This window comes from Qipengyuania nanhaisediminis (genome assembly GCF_045862805.1).
Lineage (GTDB): Bacteria > Pseudomonadota > Alphaproteobacteria > Sphingomonadales > Sphingomonadaceae > Erythrobacter > Erythrobacter nanhaisediminis_A.
In genome coordinates, this window is record NZ_AP025760.1 from 644,157 (window position 1) to 663,663 (window position 19,507).

The 19,507-nt window shown below is 65.0% G+C and carries 15 protein-coding genes; 5 read left to right on the plus strand and 10 right to left on the minus strand.

Annotated elements, in window-relative coordinates; all coding sequences use genetic code 11:
* Positions 1-4 precede the first annotated feature (4 nt).
* The 6 genes from ACKTSM_RS03165 to putA form a co-directional block, all read right to left on the minus strand.
* The gene (locus ACKTSM_RS03165; RefSeq protein WP_407875690.1) at positions 5-1,186 is read right to left on the minus strand and encodes a saccharopine dehydrogenase family protein; all 1,182 of its coding nucleotides are present in this window, start codon (positions 1,184-1,186) and stop codon (positions 5-7) included.
* A 78-nt stretch (positions 1,187-1,264) separates the two neighbouring features.
* On the minus strand, positions 1,265-1,819 hold the full coding sequence (gene dcd / locus ACKTSM_RS03170) for a dCTP deaminase (RefSeq protein WP_407875691.1): 555 nt from the start codon (positions 1,817-1,819) through the stop codon (positions 1,265-1,267).
* 71 nt (positions 1,820-1,890) lie between these two features.
* Positions 1,891-2,304, minus strand: coding sequence for a hypothetical protein (locus tag ACKTSM_RS03175; protein ID WP_407875692.1), 414 nt, complete (start codon positions 2,302-2,304; stop codon positions 1,891-1,893).
* A 34-nt stretch (positions 2,305-2,338) separates the two neighbouring features.
* Positions 2,339-2,845, minus strand: coding sequence for an NAD(P)/FAD-dependent oxidoreductase (locus tag ACKTSM_RS03180; protein ID WP_407875693.1), 507 nt, complete (start codon positions 2,843-2,845; stop codon positions 2,339-2,341).
* Positions 2,846-2,861: 16 nt separating this feature from the next.
* Entirely contained in the window at positions 2,862-3,404 is a 543-nt protein-coding gene (locus tag ACKTSM_RS03185; RefSeq protein ID WP_407875694.1) for a hypothetical protein, read from the minus strand.
* Positions 3,405-3,447: 43 nt separating this feature from the next.
* On the minus strand, positions 3,448-6,588 hold the full coding sequence (gene putA, locus ACKTSM_RS03190) for a bifunctional proline dehydrogenase/L-glutamate gamma-semialdehyde dehydrogenase PutA (RefSeq protein WP_407876409.1): 3,141 nt from the start codon (positions 6,586-6,588) through the stop codon (positions 3,448-3,450).
* Positions 6,589-6,748: 160 nt separating this feature from the next.
* Between putA and ACKTSM_RS03195 the strand changes: the two genes are divergently transcribed.
* Positions 6,749-7,054: a YciI family protein gene (locus ACKTSM_RS03195; protein WP_407875695.1), complete on the plus strand. Its 306-nt coding sequence runs from the start codon at positions 6,749-6,751 to the stop codon at positions 7,052-7,054.
* A 4-nt stretch (positions 7,055-7,058) separates the two neighbouring features.
* Here the strand turns inward: ACKTSM_RS03195 and mtnP are convergent, their stop codons facing one another.
* On the minus strand, positions 7,059-7,937 hold the full coding sequence (gene mtnP / locus ACKTSM_RS03200; RefSeq protein WP_407875696.1) for an S-methyl-5'-thioadenosine phosphorylase: 879 nt from the start codon (positions 7,935-7,937) through the stop codon (positions 7,059-7,061).
* 209 nt (positions 7,938-8,146) lie between these two features.
* On the opposite strand from mtnP, the gene ACKTSM_RS03205 reads away from it, so the two are divergent.
* The 4 genes from ACKTSM_RS03205 to ACKTSM_RS03220 all read left to right on the plus strand — a co-directional run bounded on the left by ACKTSM_RS03205 (position 8,147) and on the right by ACKTSM_RS03220 (position 15,554).
* Complete coding sequence (locus tag ACKTSM_RS03205) at positions 8,147-9,574, plus strand: aldehyde dehydrogenase family protein (protein WP_407875697.1); 1,428 nt, start codon at positions 8,147-8,149, stop codon at positions 9,572-9,574.
* A 9-nt stretch (positions 9,575-9,583) separates the two neighbouring features.
* Positions 9,584-10,939, plus strand: coding sequence for a phosphotransferase (locus tag ACKTSM_RS03210; RefSeq protein WP_407875698.1), 1,356 nt, complete (start codon positions 9,584-9,586; stop codon positions 10,937-10,939).
* Positions 10,939-12,225: an acyl-CoA dehydrogenase family protein gene (locus tag ACKTSM_RS03215; protein ID WP_407875699.1), complete on the plus strand. Its 1,287-nt coding sequence runs from the start codon at positions 10,939-10,941 to the stop codon at positions 12,223-12,225. The genes ACKTSM_RS03210 and ACKTSM_RS03215 overlap by 1 nt, the downstream gene beginning before the upstream one ends.
* A gap of 80 nt (positions 12,226-12,305) precedes the next feature.
* Positions 12,306-15,554 carry an amidohydrolase family protein gene (locus tag ACKTSM_RS03220; protein WP_407875700.1) on the plus strand — a complete coding sequence of 1,083 codons (3,249 nt, stop codon included), beginning with the start codon at positions 12,306-12,308 and terminating at the stop codon, positions 15,552-15,554.
* Between the two features lie 31 nt (positions 15,555-15,585).
* Here ACKTSM_RS03220 and ACKTSM_RS03225 read toward each other — a convergent pair whose 3' ends face one another.
* From ACKTSM_RS03225 to ACKTSM_RS03235, 3 genes are all read right to left on the minus strand, one after another.
* Positions 15,586-16,317: a sigma-70 family RNA polymerase sigma factor gene (locus ACKTSM_RS03225; RefSeq protein ID WP_407875701.1), complete on the minus strand. Its 732-nt coding sequence runs from the start codon at positions 16,315-16,317 to the stop codon at positions 15,586-15,588.
* Positions 16,314-18,320: a flagellar biosynthesis protein FlhA gene (locus ACKTSM_RS03230; RefSeq protein WP_407876410.1), complete on the minus strand. Its 2,007-nt coding sequence runs from the start codon at positions 18,318-18,320 to the stop codon at positions 16,314-16,316. The genes ACKTSM_RS03225 and ACKTSM_RS03230 overlap by 4 nt, the downstream gene beginning before the upstream one ends.
* A gap of 110 nt (positions 18,321-18,430) precedes the next feature.
* Positions 18,431-19,471: a transglycosylase SLT domain-containing protein gene (locus tag ACKTSM_RS03235; protein WP_407875702.1), complete on the minus strand. Its 1,041-nt coding sequence runs from the start codon at positions 19,469-19,471 to the stop codon at positions 18,431-18,433.
* Positions 19,472-19,507 lie beyond the last annotated feature (36 nt).

Below are 19,507 nucleotides of genomic sequence, written 5' to 3' on the forward strand. Positions count from 1 at the left end.
TAGATCACTTTTCAAGCGTGAAAGTCAGCTCGGCGTGCTCTTCGAGCCGCTTGACGAGGTCTTCGCCAAGGAACGAACCGGGCGTTCCGACACCGCCTTCGGCCTCGGATAACAGCAGCGCCATGCCGGTTTCCGACAGCATCCGGCTGGTCGAACCATATCCCGGATCATACTTGCCCTTGACCGAATAGTGCAGTGTCTCGCCATCGGGGCCTTCGGCAACGAATAGAATGTCGTAAAAACCGTTCTCGCGCTCTTCCGCGCTCGGCCCTTCGCCGGGCTTGGGAGGCTTGGCACCGAACGGGTTCTTCATCATCTCGGTCGCGGCTTCGGCCATCTTCTTGCCCGCCTCGCCGGGGCTGGTGAGCATCATCTCGTCATACTGGAAATCCTCGCCATAGGGATGACCGAGAAGGAAATTGGTGCGGTGGACGTTCTTGGTGTTGATCGGCGCCATGACGAAGGGCGCCGCCCACTTTTCGAGGTCCTTTTCATATTGCGGGATCATGCCTGAAGGCTGGCTCGGCCCTTCGAAGCCCGGAGCGAGCGCGAACGGATCGCGCAGCACGTTGATGAGGCGCGGGTTCTTGGCAGCGGCCTTCATCGTAGCACCAAGGCTTGCCGCGGTGCCGCCTGAAAAGGTGCCCTGCATCGCGCGCACACGGCCGCGAATGCGCTTGGCCGGCGCTCCGAAGCGTTCCTTTGCCGCCTTCTGTGTCATCAGCACGCCGAGATCGAAGGGGATCGAATCGAACCCGCTCGAAAAGCAGATGCGCGCGCCGCTCGCCTTGGCGGCTTCGTGGTGCTCGGCGATCTTTTCGGCCATCCATGCTGGTTCGCCGCACAGATCGGCATAATCGGTGCCGGTCTTCACGCAGGCGGCGACGAGATTGTCGCCGTAAAGCTGGTAGGGCCCGACCGTGGTGAGCACCACCCGGGTGCGCTCGCACATCCTTTCAAGATCTGACGGGTCATCGGCATTGGCGACCACCAGCGGCGTCTCAGCCGGCGCCCCGATTTCTTCGCGCACTGCGGCGAGCTTGTCGGCGCTGCGGCCTGCCATGGCCCATCGCGGCCCATTGCCGGTAGAGCCGTAATGGCTGGCAAGATATTCGGCGACGAGCCGGCCGGTATAGCCGGTGGCGCCATAGACGATGATGTCGAATTCGCGGGTCGTGTCGGCCATTGCAATCAATCTCCCTTTGAAACCGACATGCGCCGCGAGGAGCGCGAAGTCAAAGGGAGCGGCCTGGCAAGCCGCGTATCAGAGGCGCGGCAGCGTCACCCCGCGCTGGCCCATATATTTGCCCGCGCGGTCCTTGTAGCTCGTCTCGCAGCGTTCGTTCCCCTTCAGGAACAGGAACTGGCACGCGCCTTCATTGGCGTAGATCTTCGCAGGCAGCGGAGTGGTGTTCGAGAATTCGAGCGTGACGTGCCCCTCCCAACCCGGTTCGAGCGGGGTGACGTTCACGATGATCCCGCAGCGCGCATAGGTGCTCTTGCCGAGGCAGATGACCAGCACGTCTTCGGGCACGCGGAAATATTCGACCGTGCGCGCCAGCGCAAAGGAATTGGGCGGAATGATGCAGACATCGGTTTCGCGGTCGACGAAGTTCTTGGGGTCAAACGCCTTGGGATCGACCGTCGAGGAATCGACATTGGTGAAGATCTTGAACTCGGGTGCGACCCGCGCGTCATAGCCATAGGAAGAGAGGCCGTAGGAAATGCAGCCATCGCGCCGCTGCGCTTCTTCGAACGGCTCGATCATGCCGTTCTGGTGCGCCTGTTCGCGGATCCACTTGTCGGAAAGAATCGCCATGGCGCCGTGATTCCGCATGGCGCAGGCCGAGGCAAGCGTGCGGACCCAGTTTTCCGGTAATCAGGCCCGTCTCAGTAGCGCCGAATCTCTTCGAAGTCGCGATCGGGGCGATAGGGTGCGAGCATGTCCAGCCTGACCCCCTCGAGGATTTCCTGGACTGCCATGCGCCCGAGGATCGGGGCGAGCGTCACCCCACTATGCGCAATCGGGCCGACGCCGAACAATTGCTCGAATTGCCGACCCTCGCCGCGCCCGAGCGCAGCGTCGAATTGCGCCCCGGGAGTCGAGCGCTGAGGGATCGCGATTCCCGCAAGCGCCTGCGTGGCGTCCGGGTCGGCTCCGGTGGCGAGGACGCAGCCATCGGCTTCGAACTGACCCAGGCCCGTCACAAGCGTTACCGGTGCCTGATTATTGACCCGCGTCAATGTTTCGACCGGTGTCTGCGTGTGCAGCCTCGCGCCTGCCGCGACAGCCGCTCCGACCATGGCCTACGCCGCCAGAACCGGATCGACCGCGCCGTCATTGGGTGAAAAGGCGGCCCGCAGTTCCGCGGAAATTGACCTGCGGCTCAAGCTCGGAAAGTTCGCTTCCTTCCACCATGCGCGCAGGTGCGCCCCATGCGACCTGTTCGGCGATCTGGCTGGCGAGCAATTCCTGCCGCTCCTCGCTCGCGAACCATTCGAGAGATCCACCCCATTTGACGGGGATGTCAAGCGCGCTTTCGAGTTCCTGCCACCCAGCCATTCCAAGCTGGTTGAGCCGGTGATAGGCCCGCGGCTGTTTCGCCCATGTCGCGTTGAGCCAAGCAAAGGTGCCGCGGCTGGCCCTAGTGGCGACATCGTGTCGGTCGAAGATCGTGACTTCGGCGCCCGCCTTGGCAAGGTTGTAGGCAATCGATGCGCCGACAATGCCTGCGCCGATCACGGCGACCCGCCTGGGTCGGTTGTCGCCGCCGGACGTACAGGCCGATGCGAGCGTGCCCACTGCGGCCATGGCAAGGACTTCGCGGCGGACAATCTTTGTCATCGGGCGTTGTCCCCTGCTAATCGATGATAGGCGCTCTCAATTGCGGATTGAGCGCGGTGACATGGTTCAGCCATTTCTTGGGCCGGCGCAACATGTCCTGCGGATAGTCCACCCTGAGGCCGAGTATTTGCGCCATGCGCCCGACGAAGTGGATGCAATTGCGCTGGTCGAGGCTGTAGCGTTTGCCCGGCTCCAGCGCCCAGGCCCGCACTTCGCGGATGATCGCGTAATATTGCTCGTCGGTGAGGCTGAGCGTGAAATGCCGGTTTGTGCTGCGGATGTAGCGCTCGGGCTCGCTCTCGACCCGGTGAGCGGCCCAGTCGCGCGTCGCCGCGGCGGTCACCGATCGCGCGGTGAAGCCGTAATTTTCGTTCACCGGCTCTCCGGTGGCCTCGATCGTGCCATCGAGCACGATGAAGGTGTGCGGATAGCGTCCGCCAAAGACCGACCCGTTGAACGAATGGAAATGAATCTGGACGTCAGCCAGCGCTGCGCCGCTCCACGCGAGCGCGACGAGGCCGATGACATGCGAAAACAGGCGGGCGAGGGTCCGGGTCATAACGCGCAGGTTATCGCTGCTGCTCGCCTATTTTCAAGTAGGGTCAAAGACTTGCCAGAAGGCTTGCATTGCCGCCCGCGGCGGTGGTGTCGATGCAGGTCACCCGCTCGGTCGCGAAGCGCGCGAGATAATGCGGACCACCCGCCTTGGGGCCGGTGCCCGACAGGCCCTCGCCGCCGAAAGGCTGGCTTTCGACGATCGCGCCGATCTGGTTGCGGTTGACGTAGAAATTGCCAACCTTCGCGCGCGCCTGAACAAAGCGACGGGTCGCCTCGATCCGGCTGTGCAGGCCGAGCGTGAGGCCGTAGCCGGTGGCGTTGATGTCCTCGATCACTTGCCCGAGCTCGCTGGCCTTGAAGCGCGCGACATGGAGCACGGGGCCGAAATTCTCGCGCTTCAGGTCGATGATCGAATCGAGCTCGATGATGGTCGGAGCGACAAAGCATCCCTTGGCGAGCTGCTCGTCGATCTCGAGCCGCCAGACAATCCGGTTGTTCTGCTGGCGGCGCGCGACGTGGCGTTCGAGCGCGGCCTGTGCGTCCGGGTCGATCACCGGGCCGACATCGGTGCTCAGCTTCGCGGGATCGCCGACGTTCAATGCATGAAACCCGCCGCGGATCATCGCGAGCATTTCGTCAGCGACGTCTTCCTGGAGGTAAAGCATGCGCAATGCCGAGCAGCGCTGTCCCGCGCTCTGGAAAGCGCTTGCCAGCACGTCGCGCACCACCTGTTCGGGCAGGGCGGACGAATCGACGATCATCGCGTTCTGCCCGCCGGTCTCGGCGATCAGCGTGGCGATCGGCCCGTCGCGCCCGGCAAGCGTGCGGTTGATTGCCTGTGCGGTCTCGGTCGAACCGGTGAAGGCCACGCCTGCGAGCCGCGGGTCGGCGGTGATCATCTGGCCGACATCGCCCGCACCGGGGAGCAATTGCAGCGCCTCGGGCGGAATGCCCGCCTCGTGGCACAGCTTCACCGCGAGCGCGGCGATCAGCGGGGTCTGTTCGGCAGGCTTGGCGATCACCGCATTGCCTGCGGCGAGAGCAGCCGATGCCATGCCGGTGAAGATCGCGAGCGGGAAGTTCCACGGCGAAATCGTCGCGAAGACGCCGCGCCCGTGCATCCGCAGCGTGTTCTCCTCGCCGGTGGGTCCGGGGAGGTGGACCGGGTGCTCGAACTGGCGGCGCGCTTCCATCGCGTAATAGCGCAGGAAATCGACCGCTTCGCGCAGTTCGGCCACGCCATCGAGCAGGGTCTTGCCCGCCTCGCGCTGGCACAGGGAAAGGAATTCGTCTGTGTGTTCCTCGAACAGGTCGGCGGCTTCCTCGAGCAGGAGAGCGCGGTTCTCGCCGCCCAGCGCATCCCAGCCCGGCTGGATCTTTGCCGCGCGTTCGAACGCGGCATCGACCTCTTCCTGCGTGGCATCGCGCCGCGTGCCGACCTCGCGAGTGAGGTCGTGTGGCATGGTGATCGGTGCCATTTCGCCCGGTTCTTCGGCGGGAAAGGTCGGCTCGGCATGCCAGTGCAGGCCGGCCAGCTTTTCGAGCCGCTCGATCAGCGGTTCGCGTACCAGCGGGTCGGACAGGTCGATCCCTGCGCTGTTGACCCGCGCGCCGAGAATGTCGCGCGGAAGCGGGATAGCCGGGTTGCGGCGCGGTTCGAGCGCGGCAAGCTCTGCCACCGGATCGCCGACGAGGTCGCCTGCCGCCACTTCGGCATCGCCCATGCGGTTGACGAAGCTGGTGTTCGCTCCGTTTTCAAGCAGGCGGCGCACGAGATAGGCGAGCAATTCCTTGTGCCCGCCGACCGGCGCGTAGATCCGCACCGGGGTGGGATTGTCGCCTTCCATCTCGCGAAGAGTGGCAAAGACCTCCTCGCCCATGCCGTGGAGGCGCTGGAACTCGAACGGGCGGCCTTGCGCCAGCTGCTTGATGACCGCGACGGTATAGGCGTTGTGCGTCGCGAATGCCGGACGGATCACGTCGTCGTGTTCGAACAGGCGTGCCGCGCAGGCGAGGTAGGAGACATCAGTCGCCACCTTGCGGGTGAAGACCGGGTAATCGTCGAAGCCGCCGACCTGGCTCAGCTTGATCTCGGTGTCCCAATAAGCGCCCTTCACGAGACGCACGAACAGCTTGCGGCCGTGGCGGCGTGCGAGCTTTGCGGTCCATTCGCACAGCGGCAGCCCGCGCTTCTGATAGGCCTGGATCGCGAGGCCAAAACCTTCCCAGCGCGAGCCGTCGGCGCGGGTGAACAGGTCATCGTCGGCCACCAGTGTCTCGATGATGTCGAGGCTGACCTCGAGCCGCTCGGCTTCTTCTGCATCCACGGTGAAGTGAATATCGGCATCGCGCGCCTTGACCGCGAGTGCGCGCACCACCGGCACGATGTCGCGCACCGCCTCTTCGGCGTGGAGATAGCTGTATTTGGGGTGCAGCGCCGACAGCTTGACCGAAATGCCGGGCGATGCCGTGATCCCGCCATCGGCTTCGGAGACGAGCCGGTCGATCGCGGCATCATAGGCCTGGCGGTAACGTTCGGCATCGGCAAAGGTCATCGCCGCTTCGCCGAGCATGTCGAACGAATGGGTCAGCCCGCGCGCGCGTTCGGGCTTGGCGCGTTCCATCGCTTCGCCGATCGTGCGCCCATAGACGAACTGTCCGCCCAGTATGCGCATGGCCTGCAAGGTGGCGGTGCGGATCACCGGTTCGCCGAGGCGGTTCATGGTGCGCTTCAAGGTGCGTCCCATCCCACGCTGGTGCTCTTCGGGGCGTTCGAGCACTTCGCCGGTCAGCATCAGCGAGAAGGTCGCGGCATTCACGAAGGTCGATGAGCTTTCGCCCAGGTGTTCGCCCCAGTCGATTTCGCCGATCTTGTCGCGGATGAGCGCGTCTGCGGTCTTGTCGTCGGGCACGCGCAGCAAGGCTTCAGCCAGGCACATCAGCGCGATGCCTTCCTCTGTATCGAGCCCGTATTGCTGGAGAAATGCGTCGATGCCGCTCGCCTTGTGGCGGCGCGCGCCCTCGATGAGCGCGATCGCCATGGCGGCCGCATCATCGGCGACCTTACGTGCAGGTGCGGCCTGTTCGAGGCGGCGGGCGATGCAAGCCTCCTCTTCGGCGCGATAGGCGCGGCGAAGCTCGCTACGGTCGAGAAAATGGGCAGTGTTTGCAGACAAGCCGGTCATGGTCACTTGAGGGGTTGTTCCTTAGCAGTCAGGCGAGTCGCCAACACGAGCGCAATTGGACCCGTCGGCGCGCGCGATCAAGCAAAGTCGCACGCTTGCAGCCCTGCTGGTGTGTGTTATCGCGGATATCCCGCGCACCCAGCCAAGAGGACCGGATGGCATGGCCCTGTTCTGTTTCTACTGCCGCGACGGCGAAAACAGCGATACATTGCGCGAGGTACACAAGCAGGCGCAGCGCGAATTCATGGCCGAGCACGAGGAGAATTACCGCGCTGCCGGGCCGCTCACAAATGCCCGCGGCGACTTTGTCGGCTCGCTCCTCATCATCGAGGCCGAAGACGAGGCGGCCGCGCGCGCAACCGTGAACGATGATCCCTATCTCACCGGCGGGGTGTGGCAGTCGATCCGGGTCGACCGGTTCCACCCAGTTCGCGGGCGCTGGAAGGAAGACGGCAGCGAGGTCTGACGCGTTAGCCCAGGATGCGGCCCGCGACCGCGTCGAGCCGTGCGAGCAGCGCCGGGTCCTGTTCCTCGGGAACGGTGATCACCGCATCATCGAGCGCGGTGTCGATCGGCGAGGCCTTGCGTGTCTTGGGAAGGCTCGCGATGAAGTTGAGCACCGCCTCGCGCGCGAGCTGGCCGTTTTCCTGCATCTGCGCGACGACCTGTGCGACATTGACCTGTTCGCCCCCCTGCTCGGTGGCGCGCCAGCAATCGTAATCGGTGACCATGCCGACCAGCGCATAGGGAAGCTCGGCCTCGCGGGCGAGCCGGGCTTCGGGCATCGCGGTCATGCCGATGATGTCGGCACCCCATTGGCGATACATCCGGCTTTCGGCGCGGGTCGAGAATTGCGGTCCTTCGATCGCGACATAGGTGGCGCCGGTGGCGACCTTGCCCTTGCACGCAGTGATTGCCTTGGCCGCCATTTCGCTCAGCCGCGGACAGACCGGGTCCGCCATCGACACATGGGTGACAAGGCCGCTCGAATAAAAGGTCGAGGGGCGCTGGCGGGTATTGTCGATGAATTGTTCGGCGATGACGAAGCGGCCGGGTTCGAGCTCTTCGCGCAAGGAGCCCACCGCCGAGATCGCGAGGATGTCGGTGCATCCTGCGCGTTTGAGGGCGTCGATATTGGCCCTTGCATTGAGGTCGGAGGGGCTGACCGGGTGGCCGCGGCCGTGGCGAGGCAGGAATCGCAGTTTCACATTGCCGATCCGGCCGAACAGGATTTCGTCCGACGGATCGCCCCACGGCGTGTCGATCATCAGCCATTGCCGGTCCTCGAGGCCTTCGATGTCGTAAAGCCCCGACCCACCAATAATCCCGATGCACCAGTCCTTTGCCATTTGCGGCGTGTCGCTCCGAAAGTGAGAATGTGGCCGCGGCTTTACGGTGCGCGCTGGCCTAGTGCAAACGCTAGCAAGCGAAACTTAACCGTTTGACAAGCCCGAAGCAAAGCAACGGGGCGGCGCAAAGCCGATTGCAATTTGCCGCCAATGCTTCACTTTCGGTTTCAATAGGAAACCGTGCACTGGATTCGCGAGAGGAAACAGCCATGACCACCCAGTATCGAAACCTCATCAACGGCAAGATGATCCAGGCCGACGACTGGCTCGATGTCGTCAATCCCGCCAACGAGGAAGTCATCGGCCAGGTCCCCGCCTGCGGTGCCGAGGAGCTCGACAGCGCGGTGATCGCCGCGCGCGAGGCCTTCAAGAGCTGGAAGACCACCAGTTTCGAAGAACGCCAGGCCGCCTGCATGGCGATCTCCGCCGCGATCAAGGAAAATGCCGATGAGCTTTACCGCCTGCTCACCAGCGAGCAGGGCAAGCCGCACCAGCAGGCCAAGGGCGAGATCTACGGCGCGGCCGGCATGGCAGCGGCGCAAGCGACCCTGAAGCTCGAGGAAGAGGTTCTCCAGGACGATGACACCCGCCTCCACCGCTCGCGCCGCGTGCCGGTAGGCGTGGTCGGCGGGATCGTGCCGTGGAACTTCCCGGTGATGATGGCGATCCAGAAGATCGTGCCCGCCTTGATGAGCGGCTGCACCATCATTCTCAAGCCTTCGCCCTTCACTCCGCTCGCAACGCTTCGCATCGCCGAACTGATCGCCGACAAGGTGCCCGCGGGCACGGTCAACATCATCACCGGCGAAGACAGCCTCGGCCCGCTGATCACCCAGCACCCGGGGATCGACAAGATCACCTTCACCGGCTCGACCGCGACGGGCAAGAAGATCATGGAAGGCGCGAGCGCCGACCTGAAGCGGATCACGCTCGAACTGGGCGGGAACGATGCCTCGATCGTGCTTCCCGATGCCGATCCCAAGAAGGTCGCCGAACAATTGTTCTGGGCAAGCTTCTCGAATGCCGGGCAAATCTGCGTCGCGGCCAAGCGCATCTATATCCACGAGGATATCTATGACGAGCTTGCCGAAGCGATTGCCGAATATGCCAAGACGGTGAAGGTCGGCGACGGCAGCGAGCAGGGCACCGGGGTCGGGCCGATCCAGAACAAGAAGCAGTATGAGCGCGTGCTCGAGCTGATCGAGGACGCCAAGGACAACGGCTACAAGTTCCTCACCGGCGGCGACAAGGACCCGTCGGGCACCGGCTATTACGTCCCGATCACCATTCTCGACAACCCGCCCGAAGACGCGCGAATCGTCGCCGAGGAGCAGTTCGGCCCGGTCATGCCGCTGATGAAATTTTCGAGCGAGGACGAGGTTATCGCGCGAGCCAATGCCTCCGATTACGGCCTGGCCGGCTCGGTCTGGACTGCGGACACCGAAAAAGGCGTCGCGATCGCCGAACAGCTCGAGACCGGAACGGTCTGGATCAACGAATACATGCACCTCTCGCCCTTCGCGCCGTTTGGCGGGCACAAGCAATCGGGCTTCGGCGCCGAATACGGGCTCGATGGATTGAGGGAGTTCACCTATCCGCAGGTGATCACCGTGAAGAAAGATGCCGAGGTCGCCTGACCTCGGGCGATGGGGGAAATTTCGCCTGACGAACTGCTTGCGGGGCTGGCGCGGGCGATGGATCGTGCCGGTCTCGCCGCACCCGGCGGCCTGACCCGGCTCACCGGCGGGGCGACGATGGAAAGCTGGCGCTTTTCGGCAGGCGGGTGCGATTTCGTCCTGCGCCGCGCGCCGAGCGCCACATTCATGCACGAGCGCCCGTTCGGCCACGATGTCGAGGCCGCGGTGATCCGTGCCGCGCGTGAAGCAGGCGTGACCGCCCCGGAAGTGGTGACGGAACTCGAGCCGGGCGACGCGATCGGCAGCGGTTTCGTCATGCGCGCTTTGCCGGGGACGGCGAACCCCAGGGAGATCCTTGGTTTTGACGGTGCTGACGCGCTGCTCGAACAGGCCGCGCGCGACCTTGCGCTTGTCCATTCGGTTCCGCGCGATGCGCTCCCCGGGGCTGTGCCGGTGATCGATTACCGGCAGGCCATCGCCGACCTCCGCGCGCAATTCGAGGAGGCGGGCGGCGACCGGCCGATCATCGCACTCGGCCTCAAGTGGATGGAGGACAACTGCCCCGAACCGGTGGAGCCGGTCCTGGTTCACGGCGATTACCGGATGGGCAATCTCCTGTGTGAACCCGCCAAGCTGACAGGCGTGCTCGATTGGGAACTGGCGCATTTCGGCGACCGCCACGAAGACCTCGCCTTCGGATGTATGGCGGTGTGGCGGTTTCACCGATACGACCGGCCTGCGCTGGGGCTGGGAAGCCTTGATCAATATTTCGCCGCCTACGAGGCCGAAGCGAGGGTGAAGGTCGACCGCGCCCGCTTCCGCTACTGGCTGATCCACCGCACCGTGTGGTGGGCGCTGGGTTGCCTCAGGATGGCGAAGATCTGGCGCAGCGGCGAGGACCGGATGCTCGAACGCGTGGTGATCTCGCGCCGGACGAGCGAGCAGGAACTCGACCTCTTGATGCTGCTTGAGGCCGATTCATTGGCTGACGGGATTTCGCCGAAAATACGAATGCCCGACGCTGATCTCTACTATGGCGAAGCGCGAACGGGAGAGATTGCCACGGCTGTCGCAGAATGGCTTGCGAACCTGAAAGACAAGATGGAGGGCCATGACCGGTTTCAGTTGGCGGTCGCCCGCAACGCGCTCGGAATCCTGGCCCGCGAATATGCGATTTGCCCACGAGTTTCGAACCGCGAACTTGCGCAAGACTTCTTGGCCGGTCGCCGCTCAATGCTGACCGATCCAACAATTCCGGCCTTGCGCCGCGATGCGCTCGACAAACTGGAGGCCGATTCTCCCAAATATCCCGCGCTTGGCGTTGCGCGCGATTTGTGGAGTGGATCAACTGAGGTGATTGACTGATGGACTTTGCCATTCCCCCCGACCTGCAAGCCTATCTGGACGAACTCGACGCCTTCATTGCAGCCGAGATCAAGCCGCTCGAACAAGCGGGCGATAATGTCCGCTTCTTCGACCACCGCCGCGAATATGCGCGCACCGATTTCGAGGGCGGCGGCTTGCCGCGCGAGGAATGGGAGGCGCTGCTGCGCGAAGCCACGCGCCGCGCCGACAAGGCGGGCCACTGGCGTTTTTCAGCGCCGGCGAAATACGGCGGCAAGGACGGCCCAAACCTCTGGATGGCAGTGATCCGCGAGCACTTCGCTCGCAAGGGCCTCGGCCTTCACAATGATCTTCAGAACGAACACTCGATCGTCGGCAATTTCCCCTTCGTCGCCATGTTCGAGGCGTGGGGGACCGAGGAGCAGAAACAGGAATTCATCACCGGCGGTTTCGAGCGTACGCGCCGCGTTGCCTTCGGCTTGACCGAACCCGACCATGGTTCGGACGCGACACACATGGAGACCACCGCTGTGCGCGAAAGCCGCGACGGGGTCGAGGGCTGGCGCATCGATGGCGAGAAGATGTGGATCACCGGCATGCATGTCGCCACGCACTGCGCCACCTTCGCCCGGACCAGCGGCGAGGCGGGGGATCCGCGCGGGATTACCTGTTTTCTTGTCCCCAATCCCACGCCGGGCCTCGAGATCGAGGAATGGCTGTGGACCTTCAACATGCCCACCGATCATCCGCGCCTGAGTCTCAAGGATGTCTGGGTGCCCGATAGCGCGATGCTGGGGAAAGAAGGGCGCGGGCTCGCATTGGCGCAGAGCTTCGTCCATCAGAACCGCATCCGGCAGGCGGCCAGTTCCTGCGGCGCGGCCATGTTCTGCATCGACGAAAGCGTGCGCTACGCCAGGGAGCGCAAGCCCTTCGGACAGGAACTCGCTCGCAACCAGGGCATCCAGTTCCCGCTGGTCGAACTGGCGACGCAAGCCGAGATGTTGCGCCTGCTCATCTTCAAAACCGCGTGGGAGATGGACAACACGCCGCACGAGGCAATCGAGCACGCGCTCTCGGACAAGGTCTCGATGTGCAATTACTGGGCGAACCGGCTGGTGTGCGAAGCCGCTGACCGGGCAATGCAGGTCCATGGCGGGATCGGCTATTCGCGGCACAAGCCGTTCGAGCACATCTACCGGCACCACCGCCGCTATCGCATCACCGAGGGCGCCGAGGAAATCCAGATGAGGAAAGTCGCCGCTTACCTGTTCGGCTATCTCGGGCCACGGCAGGCGCAGTTCGACTGACCGCTCGATTTGCCGGATCAACGACCCTAGCAATATCCTTGCGTGCCGTTAGTCTCCCGCGCCAGTTCAGGGAGACAATCATGCGCGCTTTCAAACCCTCAATCCTCTCCACCCTTCTCGCCGGCACCATGCTGGCCTTGCCGCAGATCGCCATCGCGCAGGACGAAGAGAGCGAAGACGAGGAATGGAACGTCGAGGCGCCGCGCGGAGCGACAATCGAACAGGTCCCGATCCAGACCGACGAAGGCACCTGGATGGATGTCGACGTGTCGCCCGATGGGCAGACCATCGCTTTCACCATGCTCGGCGACATTTACACCATGCCGATCACCGGCGGCACGCCGACGCGGATCGCAGAAGGGCTCGCCTGGGAGGTGCAGCCGCGCTTTTCGCCCGATGGCAGCCGCATCGCCTTCACCTCGGACCGGGGCGGGGGCGACAATATCTGGGTGATGAACGCAGATGGGTCGGACATGCGGCAGGTGACGAAGGAAGAGTTCCGGCTGCTTAACCAGCCCGGCTGGTCGCCCGATGGCCGCTTCATCATCGCCAAGAAGCATTTCACCACCCAGCGCAGCGCGGGCACCGGCGAGATCTGGATGTACCACGTCTCGGGCGGCGGCGGTGTGCCGATTGTCGAGCGCGCCAACGAGGATATCCAGAAGGAGCTGGGCGAGCCGGTTTTCTCTGCCGATGGCGAGGCGATCTATTATACCCGCAACACTACGCCGGGTAACACCTTCATCTATGCGCAGGATTCGCAGGCCGGGATCTTCGCGATCGAGCGGCACGACCTCGATACCGGCGAAGTGACCACCGCGGTTTCGGGATATGGCGGCGCGGTCAGACCCACCCCTTCGCCCGACGGGCGCGAGATCGCCTTCGTCCGGCGCGACCGCGACACCAGCCAGCTTTGGATCAAGGATATCGCCAGCGGGCGCGAGCGGATGATCCATGACGCGCTCGATCTCGATCTGCAGGAAACCTGGGCGGTCTATGGGGTCTATCCCAACATGGACTGGACCCCCGACAGCCGTTCGATCGTGTTCTGGGCAGGGGGCAAGCTCAACAGGATCGACCGCGACGGATCGAATTTCGCGCAGATTCCCTTCGATATCGACGACACGCGTGGAATCGCCGATGCGCCGCACCCGCAGATCGAGGTATCGCCCGATCGGTTCACCACTTCGATGCCGCGCTTTGCGACGCTGTCGCCCGATGGCAGCCGCGTCGTGTTCGAGAGCCTCGGGCGGCTCCACACCAAGAGCGCGCGCGGGCGCGATGCGCCGCGTCCCCTGACCGGGCCTGGCGACAGCGTCCAGGCCTTCCCCGCCTTCAGCCGCGACGGCAGCAGGCTGGCCTGGGTCGAATGGACCGATGCAGGCCTCGGCCGGATCGTGGTCGCCGATGCCAATGGTGCCAATGCGCGCACCGTCACCGAGGCGCCCGGCCATTACGCCGATCTCGCCTGGACCCCGGATGGACGCCACATCGCCTTCGAAAAGCGATCGGGCGGCTATCTCACTTCCGATGCCTATTCGGACAATACCGGCATCTACATGGTTCCGGCCTCGGGCGGGGCGATGGTGCAGGTGACGCGTTCGGGATCGAATCCGCAATTCGGCGCCGACGGCGACAGGGTCTACATGACCCAGGGCGAAGGTGGCGGGCTGGCGCTGGTTTCGACTGATCGCAATGGCGAGGATCGCAGGGTCCACGTCAAGGGCGATCTGGCCAATGATTTCCGCGTCGCGCCCGATGGCCGCACGCTCGCCTTCCGCCAGAATTACGAGCTGTTCGCGATGCCGCTGATCCCCGGCGCGCGCGCTGTCAGCGTCAGTGAAAGCGGCGGCGCGCTGCCGGTCACCAAGGTCTCAGAGGGTGGTGCCGACTATATCGGCTGGGCCAATGGCGGCGAGACGGTGTTCTGGTCGATCGGGCCGCGCCTGCAACGCGCCTCGGTCGCCGATTTCTTCCGCGATGCGCCCAAGGGGGAAGACGACAACGGTGAGGATGAAGGCTTCACCCCGCCCGAGGACGGCATCTCGCTGGCCATGACCGTGCGCGCCGCCAAGCCCGAGGGCACCACGGTGATCACCGGCGCCCGGATCCTGACCATGGCCGCGCAAAGCGAGGGCACCGGCGCTATCGAGAACGGGGTGATCGTCATCACCGGCGACCGGATCACCGCCATCGGCACAGCAGACGCAGTCGCGGTTCCCTCCGGCGCTCGGATGGTCGATGCAAGCGGGCAGGTGATCATGCCCGGTCTCGTCGATGCCCACGCCCACGGGCCATACGGCACCGGCGATTTCATCCCCCAGCAGAACTGGACGCTCACCCAGGCTCTCGCGCTCGGCGTGACGACGGTCCACAATCCGTCCTCGGATGCCAGCACGGTCTTCGCCGCGTCGGAACGCCAGCGTGCGGGGCTGCTCCTGTCTCCGCGCATCTTCTCGACCGGCGAGATCATCTACGGCGCGAAGGCGGCGAGCGTCTATGCCCGGATTGACAGCTACGAGGACGCGCTCGCCCATGTCCGGCGAATTGCCGCGCAGGGCGGGATTTCGGTCAAGAATTACAACCAGCCCCGGCGCGAACAGCGCCAGATGGTCGCGCGCGCCGCGGCGGCGGAAAACATGCTGGTCGTGGCCGAAGGCGGCTCGCTGTTCGGGATGGACATGAACCTGATCGCCGACGGCAATTCGACCATCGAGCACAACGTGCCCGGCGACGTGTTCTACGAGGACGTGCTGCAATTCTTCAGCCAGTCGAACTCGAACTACACGCCGACGCTGACTGTCACCTATGGCGGGCTTGCGGGCGATCCATACTGGCGCCAGGCGATGGATTGGTGGGAACACCCGCTGCTCGTCCACACCCCGCCGCGCATGCTGCTTGCCGATACCGGGCGCCGCACCACCGCGCCCGACTGGGCCTTTGTCGACGACAATGCCGCGCGCGAGGCGAAGAAGCTCGCCGAGCGCGGCGTGCTGGTCTCGATCGGCGCCCACGGCCAGCAGGCGGGCATTGATGCGCATTGGGAATTGTGGAGCTTTGCCCGCGGCGGGATGAGCGCGGCTCAGGCGCTGCGCGCCGGAACGATCGTGCCCGCCCAGTCGCTGGGAATGGCCGACGATATCGGCAGTCTCGAGGTCGGGAAGCTCGCCGACCTGGTCATACTCACCGCCGATCCGAGCGTGGACATCATGAATTCCGACGATATCGCGAAGGTGATGATCGGTGGCAGGCTCTACGATGCGGCGACGATGAACGAGACCATTACCGGCACCTCCCGGCGCCAGCCCTATTGGTGGGAGGCGGACTGAACCCCAAGGGACGCCTGCACGAGACTTCGCCTCACGCGGCGTCGCGTTCGAGCGCCTTGCGCAAGTCCTTCAGCGCCTTGGCGCGCAGCTGGTGAACACGCGGCACGCTCACTTCGATCACCGCGGCGATCTCGGTGAGGTTCAGTTCCTCGACGAAGAACAATTGCAGGACCAGCTTGAGCCGATCGGGCAATTCGGACATCGCCGCCACGAGCCGCTCGCGGTCCTCCTGGCCACACAGCACCTCGAACGGGTCGGGGTCCTCGCTGGCGAAGGCGACCGAATTTTCGTCATATTCCTCGGCGATCGAGGTGACTGACACGCCCGAGCTCTCGATCTCGATCAGCTCGGCATCGCTCACGCCGAGTTCGGCGGCGATCTGGGCTGCGGTCGGCTCGACCCCGGTCTCGCCGCGAACGCGTTCGACGACTTCCGAATAGCGAGCGCGCTTGCGCCGCGCGGTGCGGGTGTCGTTCATCAGCTTGCGCACCTGGTCGAGCATTGCCCCGCGCACGCGGATCTTGGCATAGGCGGCAAAGCCGTCCTCGGTCGGGCCGTTATGGCGCTGGGCGCATTCGGTCAGGGCAAGGATGCCCGCCTGGATGAGGTCCTCGACCTCGTGGCCTTCGCGGCCCGTGCCGTAAATGTGCCAGGCGGCGCGTCGGACCATCGGGAGGAAGCGGCGGACGCGGTCCTCCACCTCCTCGCGGGTGGCGCTGTGATAGGCTTTGGCGCCTGCGAAGCTGGATGGATCGTGTTTCACGCGGCGCGTGCCTCCTCGATCTGGCGGTTTTCATCGGCACCGATCACGCCGATCACCTCGACCGGCTGGGTTGCGGGCAATTCGTTGATCGACAGCACCTGGCACTGGCTCGCGCGCTGGCGCAGGAGGCCGGCGAGCGCGCGGCGCGCGGGCGGCTGGACGATCAGCGCGATCGGGCCGCGGCTCTCGGCGATCATTGCAGTGATCCGCTCCGCAATCATCGCGCCGCAATCGGGTTCGATCAGCGGCTGACCGCTGGCCGGATCGATCATCGAACCCAGGATCGCGCTTTCAAGTCCGGCATCGAGGGTCGCGACCTTGAGCCTTTCGCCAGGCTCGCAAATGCGTGCCACCAGCCGCGCGCCCAGGTCGCTGCGCACGGCGTCGACGATGGCGTCGAATTCCTGCTGCGATTGCAGCGCGAGCGCGAGACTGGTGAACAGCGGCTGGGGATGGGCGATCGCGATCCCGTCGGCGATCAGGGCGCGCAGGATTCGCGTCAGCGCGGCGAGGCCGAGCGGTTCGGGATGAACCGCTTCGATCAGCGCGGGTGCGCGTTCCTTGAGGTCGTCGATCAGCGCGCGCACTTCTTCGGGACCGAGCAGGTTGTGGCTCTGGGCGACCAGTGCCTGGTTGGCATGGGTCGCGACCACCGTGGCCGGATCGACCACCATGAACCCTTCCGCCACGGCATGGTCGCGCGATGCAGGCTCAACCCACAGCGCCGGGCAATCGAAGCTCGGATCGCGCGTCGCGATCCCGGCCACGCCGTGGCCGGTGCGCACTTCGCCGGTGTCGATGGCGAGCAATTGCGCCGAGCGCACCTGGCCCTGCGCCACAGCCAGTCCGCCCATAAGCACCCGGTATTCATCGGCGCGCGCGTCGAGCGAATCGCGGATCCTGAACTGCGGCAGGACGAAACCGAGGTCGCGCGACAATTGCTTTCGAATCCCGGTGATGCGGGTCAGCAGCGGCGCGCCCTTCGCTTCGTCGACGAGATGGACGAGACCATAGCCGAGCTCGATCGTCACCAGCGTCTGGTCCGAAACATCGGCGATGTCGATGCGGTCGGGCGGGACTTCCTCGGGCGCTTCTGGTTCGCTTTCGGGGACGAGGCTGCGTTGTTTCATCCGCCACCAGATCGCGCCCGCAATCGCGGCTGCGGGGAAGAAGATCAGCTGGGGCATGGCCGGGACCATTCCGATTGCCGCCAGGATCGCTGCGACCGGAAGCCAGCCGCGCGGGTCGGAAAACTGCCCGCCGATCTGGCCGGTGAGATCGCGCGTGTCGGCGACCCGGGTCACGATCGCGGCCGCGGCGATGGAAAGCAGCAGGCCGGGCACTTGCGCGACCAGCGCATCGCCCACGGCAAGGGTGATGTACAGCTCGCCCGCCTCGCCCGCCGACAGGCCGTGGCTGATCATGCCGAGCGCGAAGCCGGCGATGATATTGACGCCCAGGATCAAGAGCGCGGCGATCGCATCGCCTTTGACGAACTTGCTCGCACCGTCCATCGATCCGTAGAAATCGGCCTCGACGGTGACATTGCGGCGGCGTTCGCGCGCTTCGTCGGCTGTGATCAGGCCGGCGGCGATATCGGCATCGATCGCCATCTGCTTGCCCGGCAGCGCATCGAGCACGAAGCGCGCCGAAACCTCGGATACGCGGCCTGCGCCCTTGGTGATCACGATCATGTTGATAATCAGCAGGATCGAGAACACGAACAGGCCGACCGCGAAATTGCCGCCGACAAGAAACTGGCCGAAGCTCGCGATGATCTCTCCCGCCGCCTCGCCGCCTTCGTGGCCGTTGACCAGCACGATCCGGGTCGAGGCGACATTGAGCGCGAGACGGAGCAGCGTCGCGAATAGAAGAACCGTGGGGAAGGACGAGAAATCGAGCGGTTCGCGCGCATTGAGCGCGACCATCAGAACTGCGACCGCGATCGCGATATTGAGCACGAAGAACATGTCGAGCAGCAGCGGCGGGATCGGCAGCACCATCAGCACGAACAGGGCGAATATCCCCACCGGAAGCGCGATCGCCCTGGGTGCCGAGCGCAAACGGTCTATCCACAAGCCGGTGGAGGCATTCGGGCCGGTCTGCGCGCTGCTCACAGGCCGAGCGCCTTCAGCCGGGCATAGGCGCGCTCGACAGCCGGTGCGGCGAGCGGCGCAGCGATGCTAGCGCCGGCCCCGAAAGTGCTTTCCAACAGCCCCGACATCGAGGGGCGCTGCGCAGGATTGCCTGCACGGCTGCCGCCGGTGATCTCGGGCGGATTGCGCGGGGCGAATACCTGTTCGTCGGCGATGAGATAGGGCGGCGGCGTGCCGCGCTGAGTCCCCGGCGGAGCGAGCGAAGCGGCCTCGTAGCGCGGGGTCTGCGCGCCATGGCTGCGAGAAGGGACCATGCCAGGCTGCGCGGCAGCTCCGGCGCGGGCAAGCTTTGTGTCGAGATGGCCCATCACTTCGGCGAGGCTGCGCGCGCGGCCGGACGGCGAGTAGAAGATTGCGCGATTGGCCGCGGCCGGGCGGCGAAACAGCGCCGCTGCGCTCTGATCGGGGTCGGCCTGCATTTCGGACAGGAACCGCCCGGCGCCGCCCGCTCCGAGGAAATGAGCAAGGTAAAGCTCGCCGTGATCGGGCTGGCGGCCCAGGATCGGGGCAAGATGGGCGCGGTTGTCCTCTGCAAGCCCTGCCGCCATCAGCGCCGCGATCTCGGGATTGGAGCGCAGGGCAAGAATTTCGGCGCGCGCAACCGGATCGGCGACATGGGCGCTCCCCGATGGCGAGGTGCCGATCCGGGCCGCGACATCACCGAGGCCGAAGCGCTCTCCGTGGCGTTGCATGGTTCCCAGCCATGTGCTCTCGATGAACTGGTACAGTCCGGTTGCCGAGGATGTCCGGGCGCGCGCATCGGGGTTCATCGCGGATTCGACCTGGGCCTGGGCGACGAGGAACCCGAAATCGACCGAAGTTTGCTGCGCGGCGCTGGCGATAGCGGCTTCGACCCGCGTTGCCCCTTCGGAGGGGGCGATCTGGCGTGCTGCTGCCGGGCGGGCAATGCTGTCGGCCCCGCGCGCGCCCTGATGCAGTTGCGCGGCCTGGGCGAACACAGTCCTGAGCGCTGCTTGTGGTAGCGATTGGTGGTTCACGAAGCCTGCCTCGTCATTTTGCCGGTGCCGCGATCG

What these genes read in the sequence shown, in the direction of transcription:
- ACKTSM_RS03180 (WP_407875693.1), bottom strand. Translation starts at nt 2,845, where the DNA reads ATGACAAAGATTGTCCGCCGCGAAGTCCTTGCCATGGCCGCAGTGGGC.
- ACKTSM_RS03185 (WP_407875694.1), bottom strand. Translation starts at nt 3,404, where the DNA reads ATGACCCGGACCCTCGCCCGCCTGTTTTCGCATGTCATCGGCCTCGTC.
- mtnP (WP_407875696.1), bottom strand. Translation starts at nt 7,937, where the DNA reads ATGGCAAAGGACTGGTGCATCGGGATTATTGGTGGGTCGGGGCTTTAC.
- dcd (WP_407875691.1), bottom strand. Translation starts at nt 1,819, where the DNA reads ATGGCGATTCTTTCCGACAAGTGGATCCGCGAACAGGCGCACCAGAAC.
- ACKTSM_RS03165 (WP_407875690.1), bottom strand. Translation starts at nt 1,186, where the DNA reads ATGGCCGACACGACCCGCGAATTCGACATCATCGTCTATGGCGCCACC.
- ACKTSM_RS03210 (WP_407875698.1), top strand. Translation starts at nt 9,584, where the DNA reads ATGGGGGAAATTTCGCCTGACGAACTGCTTGCGGGGCTGGCGCGGGCG.
- ACKTSM_RS03195 (WP_407875695.1), top strand. Translation starts at nt 6,749, where the DNA reads ATGGCCCTGTTCTGTTTCTACTGCCGCGACGGCGAAAACAGCGATACA.
- ACKTSM_RS03205 (WP_407875697.1), top strand. Translation starts at nt 8,147, where the DNA reads ATGACCACCCAGTATCGAAACCTCATCAACGGCAAGATGATCCAGGCC.
- ACKTSM_RS03230 (WP_407876410.1), bottom strand. Translation starts at nt 18,320, where the DNA reads ATGGTGCTGCCGATCCCGCCGCTGCTGCTCGACATGTTCTTCGTGCTC.
- ACKTSM_RS03220 (WP_407875700.1), top strand. Translation starts at nt 12,306, where the DNA reads ATGCGCGCTTTCAAACCCTCAATCCTCTCCACCCTTCTCGCCGGCACC.
- putA (WP_407876409.1), bottom strand. Translation starts at nt 6,588, where the DNA reads ATGACCGGCTTGTCTGCAAACACTGCCCATTTTCTCGACCGTAGCGAG.
- ACKTSM_RS03175 (WP_407875692.1), bottom strand. Translation starts at nt 2,304, where the DNA reads ATGGTCGGAGCGGCTGTCGCGGCAGGCGCGAGGCTGCACACGCAGACA.
- ACKTSM_RS03215 (WP_407875699.1), top strand. Translation starts at nt 10,939, where the DNA reads ATGGACTTTGCCATTCCCCCCGACCTGCAAGCCTATCTGGACGAACTC.